Raw genomic sequence first — 15,934 nt, 5'->3', positions numbered from 1 at the left:
CCCACCCTTGGCGAATCTGCGCCGCGCGATAAGATGCCGCCATGACCCCGATCCGAAAAATCGCCATCGAGCGCGGCTTCATCATTATCCTCGCGCTGGTCGTCTCCTGGATCTTCCTGTGGATGATCCGCGATTATCTCGCGGCGCTCTTCCTCGCGGCGGTTCTGACGCTCTTCCTGCAGGCGCCGCAGGACTGGCTCAGTGCCGGGCTGGGCGGGCGCAAAGGGATTTCTGCGGGGCTGCTGGTGGCCGGCTCGGTGCTGGCCTTTGTGATCCCGGCCTCCATCCTGCTCGGCGTCGTCGCGGAGCAGGCGATTGAGGTCATGGGCATGGTGACGCCCTGGGTGCAGGAACAGGTGACGCTGATCCGCGAGAACGGGCTCGACAGCCTGCCGGCCTGGCTGCCGTTTCGCGATGAGATGATCCAGTATCAGGCCACCATCGCCACCCAGATCGGGTCGCTGGCCGGGTCGGTCGGGCGCATCCTCGTCTCCAGCCTGCGTGCCGGCACCGGCGGCGTGCTGATCGCGGCGCTCAACCTTTTCATCCTGATCTATGCGCTGTTCTTCTTCCTGCTCACCGGGCGCGAGAGCGGACGCCAGGCGGTCAATCTGATCCCGATGGTGCGCAAGGATCGCGAATTGCTGGCCGAGCGCGCCATCTCCACCATTCGCGCCACGGTGAAGGGCTCCTTCCTGATCGCGCTGGTGCAAGGCTCGCTGACGGGGATCGGCCTGTTCGCCGCCGGTGTGCCCGGCGCGATCTTCTGGGCTGCGGTCGCGACCCTGCTCTCCATCATCCCGATGATCGGACCACCGCTGATCTGGGGGCCCGCCGCGATCTGGCTGCTCGCCTCGGGTCACCCCGTCGCCGGCATCGCGCTGGCGGTCTGGGGCGCCGTCGTGGTCTCGACCTCGGACAATATCCTGCGGCCGATGCTGGTGGGCAAGGATGCGAAAATGTCAGACCTGATGGTGCTGATCTCGACCCTGGGCGGGCTGGCCATGTTCGGTGCCGTCGGGATCATTCTCGGCCCGGTGATCGCCGCGCTGTTCACCTCAGTCTGGTTCATCTTCCGCGAGGCATTTGCCGGTCTGCTGGAGGAGGAGGAGACGGAGGAGCCCGTTGTGGAGAGCGACCAATGACAGTACTCAACGCGCTATCTGGCCAGCCAAATTGAGAGGGCAGGACCAGCCTGCCCTCTCAGCCCGGTCAGATTATTTCGACCGGTGAAGACTACGAAGCAGGTGGACCTCAACGGTCTTGTGGACATTGTTCCAATGGCCGCGTGATTTACCAAGGACATCTGGCTTCCGCCCGTAATCCTTTATTGCCGCCTTAGTCTGCCTGACCAGCTCTACGGCAGTCGTGTCCCACAGCTCCAGAACTGAATCAAAGCCCCCATCCCATTCAGCGAGACCCGTTTCCGAGTTGATCCAAACCTTGTTCCGAAACGCCGCGAAAATCGGATACAGCGCGCCTTTGGTCAAACGGTACTCAGAGTCATCGAGACCCGCGAACGGGAAATCAAACGATTTCCCCTTCCGAGCCCTCTCCACGATATCGAGGGCCCCGGCATTCCCCAAGGTTTCGCGATTGTAGACCTCGCGAAAGTCATGACGAATGGTATCGTAGAGCACAAGAGCGTCCCGGAGCAACGGCCGCAAACGTTGGTAAGTAGAATGTTTGGGACTAAGTTCGTTCAGGTCTGCATCGTCGGAGAATTTTTTGGTGACCCTCTCGCGCGCCTCATAGGCAGAAATCGGGTGGATGCCGCTTTCGTTAGCAAAATCGATAACGTTCATCGCTTCAAGAACGCAAATCAAGTCACGTACATCATAATCGCCAGCGTCAGTTTCGCGCCAAGCGATCCTCGATGCGTACGGCTGATCTGCCACCTCTTCCTTGATCCACTCGTATTTGCCGTCAAGGTTTGCGATAGAGTGATGCTTCACCGCGATGCCCGTATTCAAGCCCGCTGAAATTTCGGTAATCAGATCATCATCGACGCCAGTACGAATTTGAATTTCGACATACTGATCCTCGGGAATACTGTCCTCAGCCTGCGCTTTGCAGATGATTTCGTATGTATGGCCGCCATCGACAATCCCTTGGCCCTCCCGAATCCGGATCTCATAAACGTCTTCACCGACCTTCCGCACGCTTTCGGCGAGTATGACGATCCCCTTATTCTTAAGATCAAAAATGCCGGGAAGGGAGTTCTCAGCCAAAAGGCTCTTTTGCACTTCCCGATAGACTTGTTTCCGCAAGTCCTGCCCTTCGCCGTCACGCGCGTTGGCGTCCTTCCGGATACCGTCGGGCACATCTATTGCCCGGACGGTCAGATAGTGTTTCTCGATTTCAGGGAATACGGGGTGCTTAATGCGGCGCGCTTCAGGTGCGCGAATTTTGTGCGTCGTAACGCCCATTTTCATTCTCCATAGGTTGTGTCGCGAGGCGACCAAAAATGCCGCAGACGAATCCACGTGCACTCACTGGATAGCACAACCTAATCGCACTGTGCAAGTGCAGATTTTGTCAACATGAACGGAGACGTAGGTAGAGCGTAAAAGCAAGTCGAGACTAAACCTGCGGCACACTCGACACCCGCTGCGCCCGCTTTCCACCGGCATATTCCACCAGCGCCTCGATGCGTTTCTCGATCGGTGGATGCGTCGCGAACACGCCCATGAAGCCCGTGCTGTGGTTCTCGATGAACATTTCGCGCACCTCTTCCGGCGCCTTGTCGATTTCGGAATGGCCCGAGATTTTCGCCAGCGCCGAGATCATCGCATCGGGGTTGCGGGTCAGTTCGACCGCGCCCGCATCGGCCATGTATTCGCGCCGCCGCGACAGCGAGAAACGGATCATGATACCAAGCAGATAGGCGACAGCGATGCAGGCCATGGCGATAATGATGAGCGCACCGCCATTACGCGATCCACTGCGCCGGCCGCCGCCGCGCATGCCGCCATAAAACATGCCGCGAAAGGCAATCTCGGCGGCAAAGGAAATGATGCCGACAAAGATGATCGCGATCACCAGCAGCCGCACATCCTGGTGGCGGATATGCGAGAGTTCGTGCGCCAGCACGCCTTCCAGCTCGGCATCATTGAGGGTCTGCATCAGACCGCGCGTGACCGTCACGGTGTATTGGCCCTCGCGTAGCCCCGAGGCATAGGCATTGAGGCCGGGCGTTTCGATGATCGCCATTTTCGGCACCGTCATGCCCCTGGAAATGCACAGGTTTTCCAGCAAATTATAAAAGCGCGGCTCATCCTTGCGGGTCACGGAGCTGGCACCCGTGGCGGCATTGATCATCGCCTGGTGGCCAAACCAGGCGATGACGAACCAGATCCCGGCCGCAATCGAGGCGAAGACAGCAATTTGCGGCAGGATATAAACCGCCGCCATCATGGAATCGCCCAGCGTCGCCGCGCCGTAACTGCCCTTGGAGGCCATGTAATCGCCCTCACCGCTCATCGCGATGACGATCAGGGCGATGGCATAGCCGATCAGGGTCAGCAGGACCGGAAACCCGGCCAGCAAGGCAATCGATTTGAGATTATTGTTCCAGATATGGCTGCGCAGTCCCGCGGCCCCGAACATCATGGCTCAAAATCCTAGAATTTGACCTGGGGTGCAGCGCGCTCGCCCTCACCGACTTCGAAGAAGTCACGCTTGGCAAAGCCAAACATCGACGCCATCAGCACGGCCGGGAATTGTTCGATCGAGGTGTTGAACTCAGCCACGGCATTGTTGAAGAAGCGGCGCGCGGCAGCGATCTTGTTTTCCAGATCCGACAATTCGCTCTGCAATTGCATGAAGTTCTGGTTGGCCTTCAGGTCGGGATAGGCTTCCGACAGGGCAAACAGTTGACGCAGGGCGCCGGAGAGCATGTTTTCCGCACCGGCGAGCTCTTTCACATTCGGAGCAGCCATCGCGGTTTGGCGCGCCTTGATGACGTTTTCCAACGTGTCTTTCTCGTGGCTGGCATAGCCCTTCACGGTCTCGACCAGATTGGGGATGACATCATGGCGCTGCTTGAGCTGGACATCGACATCGCCCCAAGCCTGGTTGCAGGTCTGCCGCAGCGCGACGAGGCGGTTATAGATCATCACCAGCATGAAGCCGACGGCGATGACGACGATCAGAAGGATCAATGAGGCGTCCATGAATAAGTCTCCCGGGCGGGCTGGGGGCAAAGTCTCAATTGGGCAGTCTAGTTATTGCGCTTTCGCCTGTGAAGCGAGGAATTCCGAACCGCGCGGCGCGAAGCGCAGGCTGCGCGGGAAACCGCGTGGTGCCATCTTGCCGGCTTGGGCGCGTTTGGCCCCCCACATCTGCCAGTCATCGAGCGCATGGCGGCGACCGGCACCGTCAAGCCAGGAGAGGCCCTCCTCGGCCGTGAACACCATCACATCGGCAACACGCGCCCCCTTGCCGCCGAGCAGGCGTACGCCCTTGCCGCGCGACATCACCGAAATTTCGTCGAGCGGGAAGACCAGCAATTTCTTGTTCTCGCCGATCACCGCGACCTGGTCGCCCATCGCCGGGATGCACAGCAGGGCCTCGTCGCCGGCATTGAGGTTGAGGATTTGCTTGCCGCCCTTGGTCGCGGCCATGCAATCCTTTTCCAGCACCCTAAAGCCATGCCCCTCGCCGGAGGCGACCAGCAGGGAGCGCGTCGGATCGTATTTGAACAGGCCGATTGGCGCCGCATCTTCGGGCAGGTCGACATGCAGCCGCACCGGCTCGCCATGGCCGCGCCCGCCGGGCAATTTATTGGCATCGAAAGTGTAGAATTTGCCGTCGGTGGCGAACATCAACAGCTTGTCGGTGGTCTCACACTTGATGGCGAAGGCAGAGCGGTCGCCTTCCTTGAATTTCAACTCGGTCACGTCGGAAGCATGGCCTTTGAGCGTGCGCACCCAACCACGCTCGGAGAGCACGGCGGTGATCGGTTCGCGCACGATGAAGGCCTCGATCGAGGTTTCGGCAGTGACCAGCGGCGCATCGGCGAAGACCGAGCGGCGCGCACCGATTGCCGACTTTGGCCCATAGAATTTCTCGACGTCTGCGATCTCGCCATCGACCTTGGCCCATTGCAGCTCGCTCGAGGCGATCAGGTCAGCCAAGCTCTGACGTTCGCCGCGCAAAGTGTCGTCTTCCTTGCGAATTTCGAGCTCTTCCAGCTTGCGCAAGCTGCGCAGCCGCATGTTGAGAATGGCCTCGGCCTGCCGGTCGGACAGTTCGAATGTCTTCATCAACAAGTCTTTGGGCTTGTCCTCGAAACGGATGATGCGGATCACCTCGTCCAGATCGGCATAGACAATCAGATAGCCGGCCAACACTTCGAGCCGGTCCTGCACCTTGGCCAGCCGCGTCTCGGCCCGGCGCACGGCAACCGAGCGCCTGTGTTCGACCCAGATCGCCAGCACATCCTTCAGGCTCATCACCCGCGGCGTGCCTTCAGGATCGAGCACATTGAGATTGAGCGGGAAACGGTTTTCCAGATCGGTCAGCTTGAACACCGACTCCATCAGCAATTCCGGATCGACCAGCTTGCTCTTCGGCTCCAGCACCAGGCGGATATCCTCGGCGCTCTCATCGAGCACATCTTCGAGCAAAGGCAGGCGCTTGGCTTCCATCATCAAGGCGATGCGTTCGACCAGTTTGGATTTTTGAACCAGATACGGGATTTCGGTGATGACGATGCGCCACATGCCGCGACCGATATCCTCGGTCTCCCATTTCGCCCGTACGCGGAAGCCGCCGCGCCCGGTCTCATAGGCCTCGCGGATGGCCGCTTCCGGCTCGATGATAATGCCACCGGTCGGAAAATCGGGGCCTTTGACATATTTCAGAAGATCGATGACTTCGGCATCCGGCTTCTTGATCAGATGCCGCGCCGCTTTGCACAGCTCGTAGGCATTGTGCGGCGGGATCGAGGTCGCCATGCCGACGGCAATGCCGGTCGAGCCATTGGCGAGCAGGTTGGGGAATGCGCCCGGCAGGACCAGGGGCTCGCGCTCGGAGCCATCATAAGTGTCCTCGAAATCGACCGTGCCGTGCTCGATATCCTGCAACACCAGTTCGGCAGCCTTGGTCAGGCGGGTTTCGGTGTAGCGCATGGCGGCGGCGCTATCGCCGTCAATATTGCCGAAATTGCCTTGGCCATCGACCAGCGGATAGCGCGAGGCGAAATCCTGGGCCAGACGCACCAACGCCTCATAGACCGACTGGTCGCCATGGGGGTGGTATTTACCGATCACATCACCGACGACGCGGGCGGATTTCTTGAACGCCGATTCCGGGTTCAGCTTCAGCTCGCGCATCGCATGGAGAAGCCGCCGATGGACCGGTTTCAGGCCGTCGCGGGCATCGGGCAGAGCGCGCTGGGTGATCGTCGACAGGGCATAGGCCAGATAGCGCTTGGACAGCGCCTCATCAAAGGGTTCCTCGATGATATGACCGGCATCCGGATCGAAATTATCGCCCATGGGACTTCGCCTCGTGATTCGTGGCTTTCAGTATAGGGCGATTGGCTTGTGGCACAGGGACGGGGCGCAGGAATATGTGGGGAAAGGGGTCTCTACCAGCCAAACGGAATATTTCTGGGTGCTCGTTCACGGTCGCTTTGACCAATCCGATGCTAGTCTTCTAGGGTTGTGCGTGGGATTCCGCTTCCAACAGTGCGCCCTCATCCACCGATGTGCTAATGCAACCAATCACGTCCATCACAACCCAAGGGCAAGTTCGACCGATGAGCGAAACAGAACGACGGCTGAAAGACTACTTAGACTCTCGACAGGCTGGGCGCGAGCGAATGTGCCTCGAAATATTGTCCGTTCAACACGGGTTTTCAGATGTTAGGCCACGTCTACCCAAGGGCGGCCCGGATGAAGCCCGCGATATCCAAGCACTGTATGAGGGCGAATTGTGTTTTGGAGCAGTCGGTTTTGTAAACGGGGCCACCGACACCCAACAACACCGCAAGCAAATCAAGAAAAAATTCGAATCCGATCTGGGTGCCGCATTTCGGGTCAAGAGAGATCAAACGCCCAACCCAAAATCATTTGTATTTTTTACAAATGTTGGACTTACTCCCGGAATCATTACGAGTTTACAAAAGCTCGCATACAAAAATGGGGTCCAGCATTGCGATATTTTTGATCGCGAACGCATTCGAGTAGCGCTCGATTCAAATCGAGGTTATGCGATTAGGTCGCGATATTTGGATTTGCAGCTCAATGATGCTGAACAAAAGGACTTTTTCAGCGCGTGGGGAGACGAGATTAATTCGGCTATAGGTGCGAAATTTCAGGGAATCGACCGTACTACTAAACGAATTCAATTCCTCCTTGAAGCAAACATTCCGCTAAATCAGCTCGGCACCAAAGTGAAGCTGGACTCGTCAATTTGGGACAGCTGCCAAGGTGAGTTTTTCTTTCAAACATACCTTTCGCTGCGCGCCCACTCGGACGGGCTTCTCGGGCTAACGTTCGGTGGCGGGAATGCGCGCATCGTCGAGACTTTGGAGGAGTGGGAAGAGAGGGGAAAAGGTCGCACCAAAAACTCTCAATATAGCTTTGGATTCAGTTGGATTATGCCCGACACACTCGAGCATTCGAGATATGTTGAGAATGTTGATGGCCTTGAGTACCCAACGAAATTAGGAGGAGAGGTCCACGAAGACGAAATTCGCACTTCGAGATCGGTGTCAATTCTAGAAGTGGATCGAACTCAATTTTATTTTGAATCCTTGTCCGAGCCATTCATCGAACGATTTCAGCCGACCTGCAATTTACTTGAATTGGACGGTTGCACTATCCTTTTCGATTGTAACCCCGAAATTGCCGACCATATAGTTGAAATCACCCTCGTTGCTGGGGGGTACGAGTTGCTAAAATTGTCCTCTAGCGATTTCTGCCCGGAGCCAAGCAATTCAAATCGCTTGAGGTTTCCCACGGAAGCAAAGCTGTTGGTCGGTAGCCATAAGTGGGTCGCGCTACGACCATCCAATTCCAATTCGTGCTTCACCCTAGATCTGATGGGCGAGACCCCTACCCGATACGATTGGTAGGGCGGTCTGCGAACAAACTCCGAGCCCACACCACGCGCGCCATCCTAAAGCCGCCCCACCCGCTCCAGCTCGGCGATCATGCGCGCCCGCGCTCCGGGCAATTGCTTGTCGATCTGCCACAGCACGCGGCGATCGATGAAATAGCCGGTCAGGGCCAGGCCCATGGCGATATCGCCGGGCTCGATCGTGCCGGAGCCCTGCATGAAGCCGGGGATTTGCAGCAGTTTGGCCAGATAGGGCGCCGCCTCTTCGCGGCAGACGGCGCGGCCGGTGCGCGGGCTGACATGGGTGAGATCATCGATGACGCCGGTGACGGCGCAGGTATCGAGATCGAGGCCATAGCCCAGAGCGGACAACAGTCCCGCTTCCCAGCTGACATAGAGTGCCGGCCAGACATCCTCCTGCTCCAGCGCCGCGAGAAAAATGCCAAAGCCCTCATGGACACGCGGATGTGGCTCACGCTCAGGTAAGGCCATCACGGCGACGGCGCAGGCTGAGTTGAGCCCCGCCAGGGCAGCGCGGTTTTCCATCACAGCGCCAGCGCCCAGATGCTCGGCTTCAACGACAAAAGTACCGAGATGATCGGCCAGCCGCGCCCGCCAGGTGACCGCGACACGATTGCCCGGCTGCAGCACCGGCCGCATGCTGCGCGAGCGCCCGCCGCGCACTAGGCCGGCATGGCGGCCATTCTCAGCCGTCAGCACCTCGATGATCGCGCTGGTCTCCCCGTGCGGCCGAACCGCCAGGACAATGCCGCTATCAGACCATTCCATCGCAATGCCTAAGCATCAAAATCAAGCCCGACATCAGAGAAGTGGGACCGCCGCGCCATCCAGCGTGGGTCGACCTTCACATTGATGAAGAGATGCACCCGGCAGCCGAGCATTTCTTCCAGCTCACGCCGGGCCGCTTCCCCAATCGCTTTGACGGCTGAGCCATGCTTGCCGAGCACGATGGGTTTTTGGCTGTCGCGCTCGATGATGATCGATTGCTCAACGCGGACAGAACCGTCGCGCAGCTTTTTCCAGCTCTCTGTCTCGACCATCGAGGCATAGGGCAATTCCTCGTGCAGGCGCAGATAGAGTTTTTCGCGGGTGATCTCGGCGGCGAGCAGGCGTTGCGGCAGATCGGCGATCTGGTCTTCGGGATAATGCCAGACGCCTTGTGGCATCAGGGTCGCCAGATGCGCTTTGAGCAGCGGAACGCCGAAGCCTTTTTTGGCGGAAATCATGAAAACGTCGGAATAAATGCCCGTATCGTAGAGCTCTTTCGACATCGCCAGCAGATGATCGCTATCGATGGTGTCGATCTTGTTGAGCACGAGCGTCGCCTGACGATTGGCCAGTTTGAGGCCTTCCATGACGCGGTCATCATCTTCAACCATCAGACGGTCGCCGGGCTTGCCATTGCCGGCCTCGATGCGGTCGCGAGCACCGACATCGATCACGTGGACCACACAGTCTGCGTCATCGGCGCCGCTCCAGGCAGCGCGGACCATGGCCTTGTCGAGCCGGTTCTTTGGTGCGAACACGCCGGGCGTATCGACCAGGCAGATCTGGGTCTTGTCCTCGATCGCCACGCCGCGCACGGCAAAGCGCGTCGTCTGCACCTTGTGCGTGACGATGGAAATCTTGGCGCCGACGAGCGCATTGACCAGGGTCGATTTGCCGGCATTGGGGGAACCGATCACGGCGGCAAAGCCAAATCGGGTTTCTGCTTCAGCCGACATCTTGGCCCTCTCTGTTCAACAGTGTCTTTGCGGCGGCGCGCTCGGCCGCCTGTTTGGTACCACCCTCGCCGATAGCCGGCTCAAGCGGTGAAATTGTGACCTCGACCGTAAAAACCGGCCGGTGATCGGGGCCGGAGCGCCCGGTGAGCCGGTAGCGCGGTGTGTCATGGCCGGCCTTGGCGGCCCATTCCTGCAGTGTCGATTTGGCATCGCACGGCTTGGATTTGAGCGCTTCGATCCGGTCATTCCAGTGCGTATCATAGAAAGCCTGCACGCAGGGCCGGCCACCATCGAGATAGAGCGCCGCCATCAGTGCCTCGCAGGCGTCACCGAGGATAGAGGTCTTGGCCTTGCCGCCACCCTTTTCTTCTGAGCGCCCCATGCGCAAGGCCGAGCCGAGGTCGATCTCACGCGCGACATCGGCGCAGGTTTCCTTGCGCACCAGCGCGTTCAAACGCGGTGCCAGCGCACCTTCGGACGCCGTGTCAAAAGCGCGAAACAGCGCTTCCGCCGTCATCAGTCCAAGCACGCGGTCGCCGAGAAATTCCAACCGCTCATAGCTGCGAAAGCCCGGACGGCCATCGCCAAAGCTGGAATGGGTCAGCGCCCGCTCGATCAGCTTTCTGTCCTTGAAGACATAGCCGATGCGGGTTTCCAGATCGGCGGTTGGATCAACCATGGGCCGAACCGATAACACGCGCTTCGATCACGACGAAGGCCTGGGCGTAGGGATGGTCATCGGTGATGGTGATATGGGCATGCGCTTCCATCCCCTCCGGCGTCAGCGCGATCAACCGCTCCAGCGCCCGGCCTGTGAAGGCCAGGGTCGGCTTGCCGCCGGGCAGATTGACGACCCCGATCTCTTTCCACGACACGCCGCGCGCGATCCCGGTGCCAAGCGCCTTGGCGCCGGCCTCCTTGGCGGCGAAACGCTTGGCATAGCTGGCGGCCCGCATGCGGCGCGCTTCGGATTTGGCCTGCTCGACCTCCGTAAACACGCGTTGCACGAAACGGTCGCCGAAGCGCTCGAGCGAACGCTCGATGCGGCGAATGTCCATCAGGTCTGAGCCGAGACCGATGATCATGCCCGGGCCTCGGCGATCAAGCCACGCATGGTGGTAACCGCTTCGCGCAGACCGCGAAAAATCGCCTCGCCGATCAGAAAATGGCCGATATTGAGCTCGGCGAGTTCCGGGATCGCGGCAACCGGCCTCACCGTGTCATAGGTCAGACCGTGACCGGCATGGACTTCCAGCCCGCGCGCATGGCCATCTGTCGCCGCCAGCTGCAGACGTTTCAGGTGCAGCGCCATGGCCTTGGCATCGCCGGCAATCGCCGCTTCGCAATAGGCTCCCGTGTGCAGTTCGACGACGCTGGCGCCCATCGCCTCGGCGACGGCGATCTGGACCGGGTCGGCCTCGATGAAGAGCGAGACGCGAATGCCGGCCTCGGCCAGCTGGCGCACATAGGGCGCGATATGATTGTGGCCGGCAGCGATATCGAGCCCGCCCTCGGTGGTGCGTTCCTCACGCTTTTCCGGCACCAGGCAGACCGCATGCGGCTTGTGACGCAGGGCGATCTCGAGCATTTCCGGCGTTGCCGCCATTTCCAGATTGAGCGGCAAATCGATCTCGGCCATCAGCCGGTCGATATCGCTATCGGTGATATGGCGGCGGTCCTCACGCAAATGCGCGGTGATGCCATCGGCGCCGCTTTCGGCCGCCTGACGCGCCGCGCGCACTGGATCGGGGTGCGCCCCGCCACGCGCATTACGAATGGTAGCGACATGATCGATATTGACGCCGAGGCGAAGCATCAGGCTAGACCTCTGCTGCCGGGTTTGATCGCCGGGATCGCGGCGAGTTCTGGCGGCAGCTGGTCAGCGGGATAGGCCGGCACCTTGTATTGCGTCAACGCGATCAGCGGCACGCCAACATCGGCCTCGCCGCCGGAACGGTCCACCAGACAGGCCTCGGCAATCACCCTCGCGCCGGTCGCCTGGATCGCCTCGATGCATTCGCGCGACGACAGGCCGGTGCTAACAATATCCTCGACCACAAGGACGCGGTCCTCAGGACCGAGTTCGAAGCCACGACGCAGAGTAAACTCGCCATTCTCGCGCTCGACATAGAGCGCCTTGAGCCCCATCTGCCGCGCCGTCTCATAGCCGGGCACAATGCCGCCAACGGCGGGCGAGACGATGACGGTCGGCTGTTCAGTGAGTTCCGCCCTCACCTTGTCGGCCAGCGCCTTGCAAAGCCGGGCGGTGCGTTCCGGATCGGCAAACACTTTCGCCTTTTGCAGGAAGACAGCGCTGCGCAGGCCGGAGGACAGGATGAAATGTCCTTCCAGCAAAGCGCCGGAGGCGCGGAATTCATCGAGCACTTCGTCACGTGTCATTCGTCTTGCTCCTCGGCCTCGGCCCGCATCCGTTCCGCCGAAACCACGGTGGAACACATCCGCACGGCGGCGAGGACATTGGCCAGGTGGCGGGTGTCGAAGACTTCGATGTCGAATTCCATCTCGAAGAAATCGGGGGCCCGCTTATAGGTTTTCACATTGGCAATATTGCCGCGATTCTCGCCGACCGTTTTGGCAATTTCGGCCAAGGCACCGGGTTCATTGTGCATCACCGCCTTGATGCGCGCCATCGAGACGGCGCTGGCACCAGCCTCGTCGGTCCAAACCAGGTCGAGCCATTGATCCATATCGCCCTCTTCGAACTGGGCCAGGCGTTCGCAATCGATCGTGTGAATCTCGATGCCGCGCTCGGGCACCAACATGCCGACGATACGGTCGCCCGGCAGCGGCGAACAACATTCGGCAAAGTGCAGCGTCACGCCCGGCGTCAGTCCGCGTCCGCGCACATAGAGCCGCGCCTTCTTGTCCTCGATCAGATCACGCTCGACGACATCGCTGCGATCATCAAGCCGGCCCGGGAAGACGGCATTGAGCAAGCCCGTTGAGGTAATACGGCCACGCCCAAGCGCCTCGTAGAGGCTTTCCACGTCCTTCAATTCCAGCCGGCTGATGGCTTCGGCGAGATCCGGCTCAACCAGCGCCCGGCCCTCACGGCGAAAGGCGTGGTCGGCCATAATCTTGCCAATGCGGCAGAACTCGTCGCGCTCCGATTCCCGGATCAGACGCCGGATCGAAGCGCGCGCCTTGCCGGTCACGGCCAAGCTCTCCCAACCACGCGGCGGCTGGCGCACCCCACCTTTGACGATCTGGACGATATCGCCATTGTGCAGCTCGGTGCGCAGGGGCCGTTCGCGGCCATTGACCCGTGCAGCGACCGTGGTGTGGCCGAGCTCGGTATGAACGGCATAAGCGAAATCGAGCGGCGTGGCCCCCGAAGGCAGGGCAATCAGATCGCCGCCCGGCGTGAAGCAATAGACCTGGTCAGCAAACATTTCGAGCTTGGCGTGCTCGAGGAATTCGTCCGGATCACCGCCTTGGTTGAGAATCTCGACGAAGGGCCGCAAGCGCTCCAGTGGATCGCCACCGGCGGCCTGGGCCGCCTCGGGGTCGTAGCGATAGGCACTGTCCTTGTAGCGCCAATGGGCCGCGACGCCGCTCTCGGCAACCGCCTCCATCGCCTCGGTGCGAATCTGCAATTCGATCCGCACGCTGTCGGGTCCGACAACGGTGGTGTGCAGCGAGCGGTAATTATTCGGTTTTGGTACCGAGATGAAATCGCGAAACCGTTCCGGCACGCTGCGCCAAGCCTGGTGGATCACCCCGAGCGCACGGTAGCACTCATCCGGCTCGGCAACGATAACGCGGAAAGCGTAGATATCGGCGATATCATCAAAGGTCAGTCCTTTGCGCTCCAGCTTGCGCCAGATCGAATAGGGCCGCTTCTGGCGGCCAAAGACGCGCGCGTCGATCCCGACCGCGCCGAGCTTGTCGGTGATCGCCTCGGAAACCACCGAAACCTCATCGGCATGTTCGTCGCGCAGCAATTGCAGGCGCCGGTTGATCGATTCATGAGCTGCCGGATTGATATGGTGGAAAGCGAGATCTTCCAGTTCGACGCAGACGCGGTTAATCCCGATCCGGCGCGCCAAGGGGGCATAAATCTCCAGCGTTTCACGTGCGATACGTTCGCGCTTTTCCGGCCGCGGGATGGCACCAAGCGTGCGCATATTGTGCAGGCGATCGCACAATTTGACGATCAGAACGCGGACATCGGAAGAGATCGCAACGACCAGTTTTTGCAGGTTTTCCGCCTGCTTGGTGCGCTTCGAACGCAATTCCATCTGGCCTAGCTTGGTGACACCGTCCACCAAGCCGGCGACTTCGCTGCCGAACAGGGTTTCCAGTTCGTCCAGCGTGGCGGGTGTGTCTTCAACGGTATCGTGCAGCAGGCCGGTACAGACGGTGGCGACGTCCATGCGCAATTCGGTCAGGATGATCGCCACGGCCACGACATGGCCGAAATAGGGTTCGCCCGACTGGCGCCTTTGTGGCCGGTGCGCCTCTTCGGCAAAATCATAGGCGCGACGCACATAATCGGCATCGACGGTCGGAAAATATTTCCGAATCCGTTCGATCAGCTCGTCCGCGCTCGGGATGGCGGGCGGCGGCGAAACCGTATCAGATGATATCGCCCCGGCAGTCAAGGCGCATCAGAGGCGGCCGTCAGGCGCGCCGTCCCGGTCGTTTTGCAGGGCTTTGAGCATTTCCGCTTCGTCGAGTTCGACCGGCGGGGCTGGCAGGGCTTCGAATTCCTGGCGGCCTTCGGCCTTGCGGGCATCTTCCTCGTCTTCGCTCGGCAGAACGCGCTGCAAGCCATTGATAAGGCTCTCACGAAGCACGTCGAGATCGAGGGTCTCGTCGGCGATTTCACGCAGAGAGACGACGGGATTTTTGTCGTTATCGCGATCAATCGTCAGCGCAGAACCGGCGGAAATATTCCGCGCACGGTGCGCCGCCAAGAGAACCAGGCGAAAACGGTTAGGGATCTTATCGATACAATCTTCGACGGTGACGCGGGCCATACGCGCGATCTCCTTGAACAAGCGCTGCAGTTTGAACCGCGTTTCCTATCGGTCCCGCCCCGGTCTGGCAAGGGCCAGCGGCGTTCAGCGCAGTACGGTGCGCAGCTGGGTGCGGCACGCTTACGGAGCTAGGGCTGGGCCTGTAGCTCGATCAGCAGAAAAGGCGTGTCAAAGGAGACAAACGGCGAGACTGCCATGAGGGCGATATTGTCGACCCGTCGAACCAGATCAGACTCGATTGATCCGTCGTCTGATCCACGGCAATTATTGAAGAAATAGGTCGTCAAGGCTTGTGCCTGATCCGCCTTGGACGCCGCATCCAGCGCTTCATAGGCGGCAAACACACCAAAGTTCGAGCCGGGGAAATGCGGCGTTGTGCGTGCAGGACAGGCCAGCACCGCTTCGGTGCGCAGCAAGGCACCAGCAAACAGCCCCATCACGACCAACAAGATTATAAACGCGATACGCATCACAAATCCGCCCCTGCCCGCTTTCGGCCATCACCACCGGTATCGGTGTGCCAGACCCTGCTTGATGGCCCGAGTCTAGCGGCAAACCTCGTGACTGGCGATCATTGATCGACCGCATCAGCGATGCGTCGCCGCAATATCGGCTGGTGGCAACTGGTCGATCAGATGCCCGATCAGCTTGCCCGAACCCGGCGCACACCAGTCCGGTGCAATCTCGGCCAGCGGCAGCAGAACAAAGGCCCGATCCGTCATGCGCGGATGCGGCACATCCATGCCACCCGCATCAGTGCAGCGCTCGCCGCGATAATCGAGCAGGTCGAGATCGAGCACTCGCGATTCCCAACGGATGTGGCGAACCCGGCCAAACTCGGCTTCAACCGCATGCAATTGGTCCAGCAGGGCGCGCGGAGCCAGCCGGGTTGCGACCTCCGCCACCGCGTTGACATAGGCCGGGGCGCTCGGATCGGGCCAGGCCGGGCTGTGCCAATCGGATGAGCGCGCCACCACCGTGATGCCGCGCGCCGCAAGCGCGTCGAGCGCCCGCGCCAATGTCTGAGCCGGGCTGAGTCCGGCCGATGGCAGATTGGCACCAAGCGCGATATAAATCGGTGATGTTTTCAATTTTTCATGCCCGCATATCTCAAAG

16 protein-coding genes are annotated in these 15,934 nt (G+C 60.1%); 2 read left to right on the top strand and 14 right to left on the bottom strand.

Going from position 1 to position 15,934, the window contains the following annotated elements; translation table 11 throughout:
* Positions 1 to 41 precede the first annotated feature (41 nt).
* Positions 42 to 1,145, top strand: a complete 1,104-nt coding sequence (locus AAC029_RS05425) for an AI-2E family transporter (RefSeq protein ID WP_339744828.1) — start codon at positions 42 to 44, stop codon at positions 1,143 to 1,145.
* A 72-nt stretch (positions 1,146 to 1,217) separates the two neighbouring features.
* On the opposite strand, the gene AAC029_RS05420 is transcribed toward AAC029_RS05425, so the two are convergent.
* From AAC029_RS05420 to parC, 4 genes are all read right to left on the bottom strand, one after another.
* Complete coding sequence (locus AAC029_RS05420; RefSeq protein WP_339744825.1) at positions 1,218 to 2,429, bottom strand: AIPR family protein; 1,212 nt, start codon at positions 2,427 to 2,429, stop codon at positions 1,218 to 1,220.
* Between the two features lie 154 nt (positions 2,430 to 2,583).
* A complete protein-coding gene (locus AAC029_RS05415; protein WP_339744822.1) occupies positions 2,584 to 3,612 on the bottom strand; it encodes a M48 family metallopeptidase in 1,029 nt (342 codons plus the stop codon).
* 11 nt (positions 3,613 to 3,623) lie between these two features.
* Complete coding sequence (locus AAC029_RS05410; RefSeq protein ID WP_339744819.1) at positions 3,624 to 4,175, bottom strand: LemA family protein; 552 nt, start codon at positions 4,173 to 4,175, stop codon at positions 3,624 to 3,626.
* 51 nt (positions 4,176 to 4,226) lie between these two features.
* Positions 4,227 to 6,503, bottom strand: a complete 2,277-nt coding sequence (gene parC, locus AAC029_RS05405) for a DNA topoisomerase IV subunit A (protein WP_339744816.1) — start codon at positions 6,501 to 6,503, stop codon at positions 4,227 to 4,229.
* A 263-nt stretch (positions 6,504 to 6,766) separates the two neighbouring features.
* On the opposite strand from parC, the gene AAC029_RS05400 reads away from it, so the two are divergent.
* Positions 6,767 to 8,086, top strand: coding sequence for a hypothetical protein (locus AAC029_RS05400; RefSeq protein ID WP_339744813.1), 1,320 nt, complete (start codon positions 6,767 to 6,769; stop codon positions 8,084 to 8,086).
* 44 nt (positions 8,087 to 8,130) lie between these two features.
* On the opposite strand, the gene recO is transcribed toward AAC029_RS05400, so the two are convergent.
* The 10 genes from recO to folK all read right to left on the bottom strand — a co-directional run bounded on the left by recO (position 8,131) and on the right by folK (position 15,909).
* Positions 8,131 to 8,859: a DNA repair protein RecO gene (gene recO / locus AAC029_RS05395; protein WP_339744810.1), complete on the bottom strand. Its 729-nt coding sequence runs from the start codon at positions 8,857 to 8,859 to the stop codon at positions 8,131 to 8,133.
* 8 nt (positions 8,860 to 8,867) lie between these two features.
* A complete protein-coding gene (gene era / locus AAC029_RS05390) occupies positions 8,868 to 9,815 on the bottom strand; it encodes a GTPase Era (protein ID WP_339744807.1) in 948 nt (315 codons plus the stop codon).
* Positions 9,805 to 10,494, bottom strand: coding sequence for a ribonuclease III (rnc, locus tag AAC029_RS05385; protein WP_339744805.1), 690 nt, complete (start codon positions 10,492 to 10,494; stop codon positions 9,805 to 9,807). The genes era and rnc overlap by 11 nt, the downstream gene beginning before the upstream one ends.
* Positions 10,487 to 10,900: a holo-ACP synthase gene (gene acpS, locus AAC029_RS05380; RefSeq protein ID WP_339744802.1), complete on the bottom strand. Its 414-nt coding sequence runs from the start codon at positions 10,898 to 10,900 to the stop codon at positions 10,487 to 10,489. Before acpS ends, rnc begins: the two co-directional genes overlap by 8 nt.
* Positions 10,897 to 11,631 carry a pyridoxine 5'-phosphate synthase gene (locus AAC029_RS05375; protein ID WP_339744799.1) on the bottom strand — a complete coding sequence of 245 codons (735 nt, stop codon included), beginning with the start codon at positions 11,629 to 11,631 and terminating at the stop codon, positions 10,897 to 10,899. The genes acpS and AAC029_RS05375 overlap by 4 nt, the downstream gene beginning before the upstream one ends.
* A complete protein-coding gene (pyrE, locus tag AAC029_RS05370) occupies positions 11,631 to 12,215 on the bottom strand; it encodes an orotate phosphoribosyltransferase (protein WP_339744797.1) in 585 nt (194 codons plus the stop codon). The genes AAC029_RS05375 and pyrE overlap by 1 nt, the downstream gene beginning before the upstream one ends.
* A complete protein-coding gene (locus AAC029_RS05365; protein ID WP_339744795.1) occupies positions 12,212 to 14,440 on the bottom strand; it encodes a bifunctional (p)ppGpp synthetase/guanosine-3',5'-bis(diphosphate) 3'-pyrophosphohydrolase in 2,229 nt (742 codons plus the stop codon). Before AAC029_RS05365 ends, pyrE begins: the two co-directional genes overlap by 4 nt.
* Before the next feature lie 6 nt (positions 14,441 to 14,446).
* Positions 14,447 to 14,818 (bottom strand): DNA-directed RNA polymerase subunit omega, encoded by a 372-nt coding sequence (gene rpoZ / locus AAC029_RS05360; RefSeq protein WP_339744793.1) that lies wholly within the window; start codon positions 14,816 to 14,818, stop codon positions 14,447 to 14,449.
* A 128-nt stretch (positions 14,819 to 14,946) separates the two neighbouring features.
* A complete protein-coding gene (locus AAC029_RS05355; RefSeq protein ID WP_339744790.1) occupies positions 14,947 to 15,288 on the bottom strand; it encodes a hypothetical protein in 342 nt (113 codons plus the stop codon).
* 117 nt (positions 15,289 to 15,405) lie between these two features.
* Positions 15,406 to 15,909 (bottom strand): 2-amino-4-hydroxy-6-hydroxymethyldihydropteridine diphosphokinase, encoded by a 504-nt coding sequence (gene folK, locus AAC029_RS05350; RefSeq protein ID WP_339744787.1) that lies wholly within the window; start codon positions 15,907 to 15,909, stop codon positions 15,406 to 15,408.
* Positions 15,910 to 15,934: the final 25 nt, after the last annotated feature.

The sequence above is a fragment of the uncultured Maricaulis sp. genome, from assembly GCF_963975345.1.
In the GTDB taxonomy this organism is placed as follows: Bacteria; Pseudomonadota; Alphaproteobacteria; order Caulobacterales; family Maricaulaceae; genus Maricaulis.
This window is presented reverse-complemented; position numbering and strand designations above follow the sequence as displayed.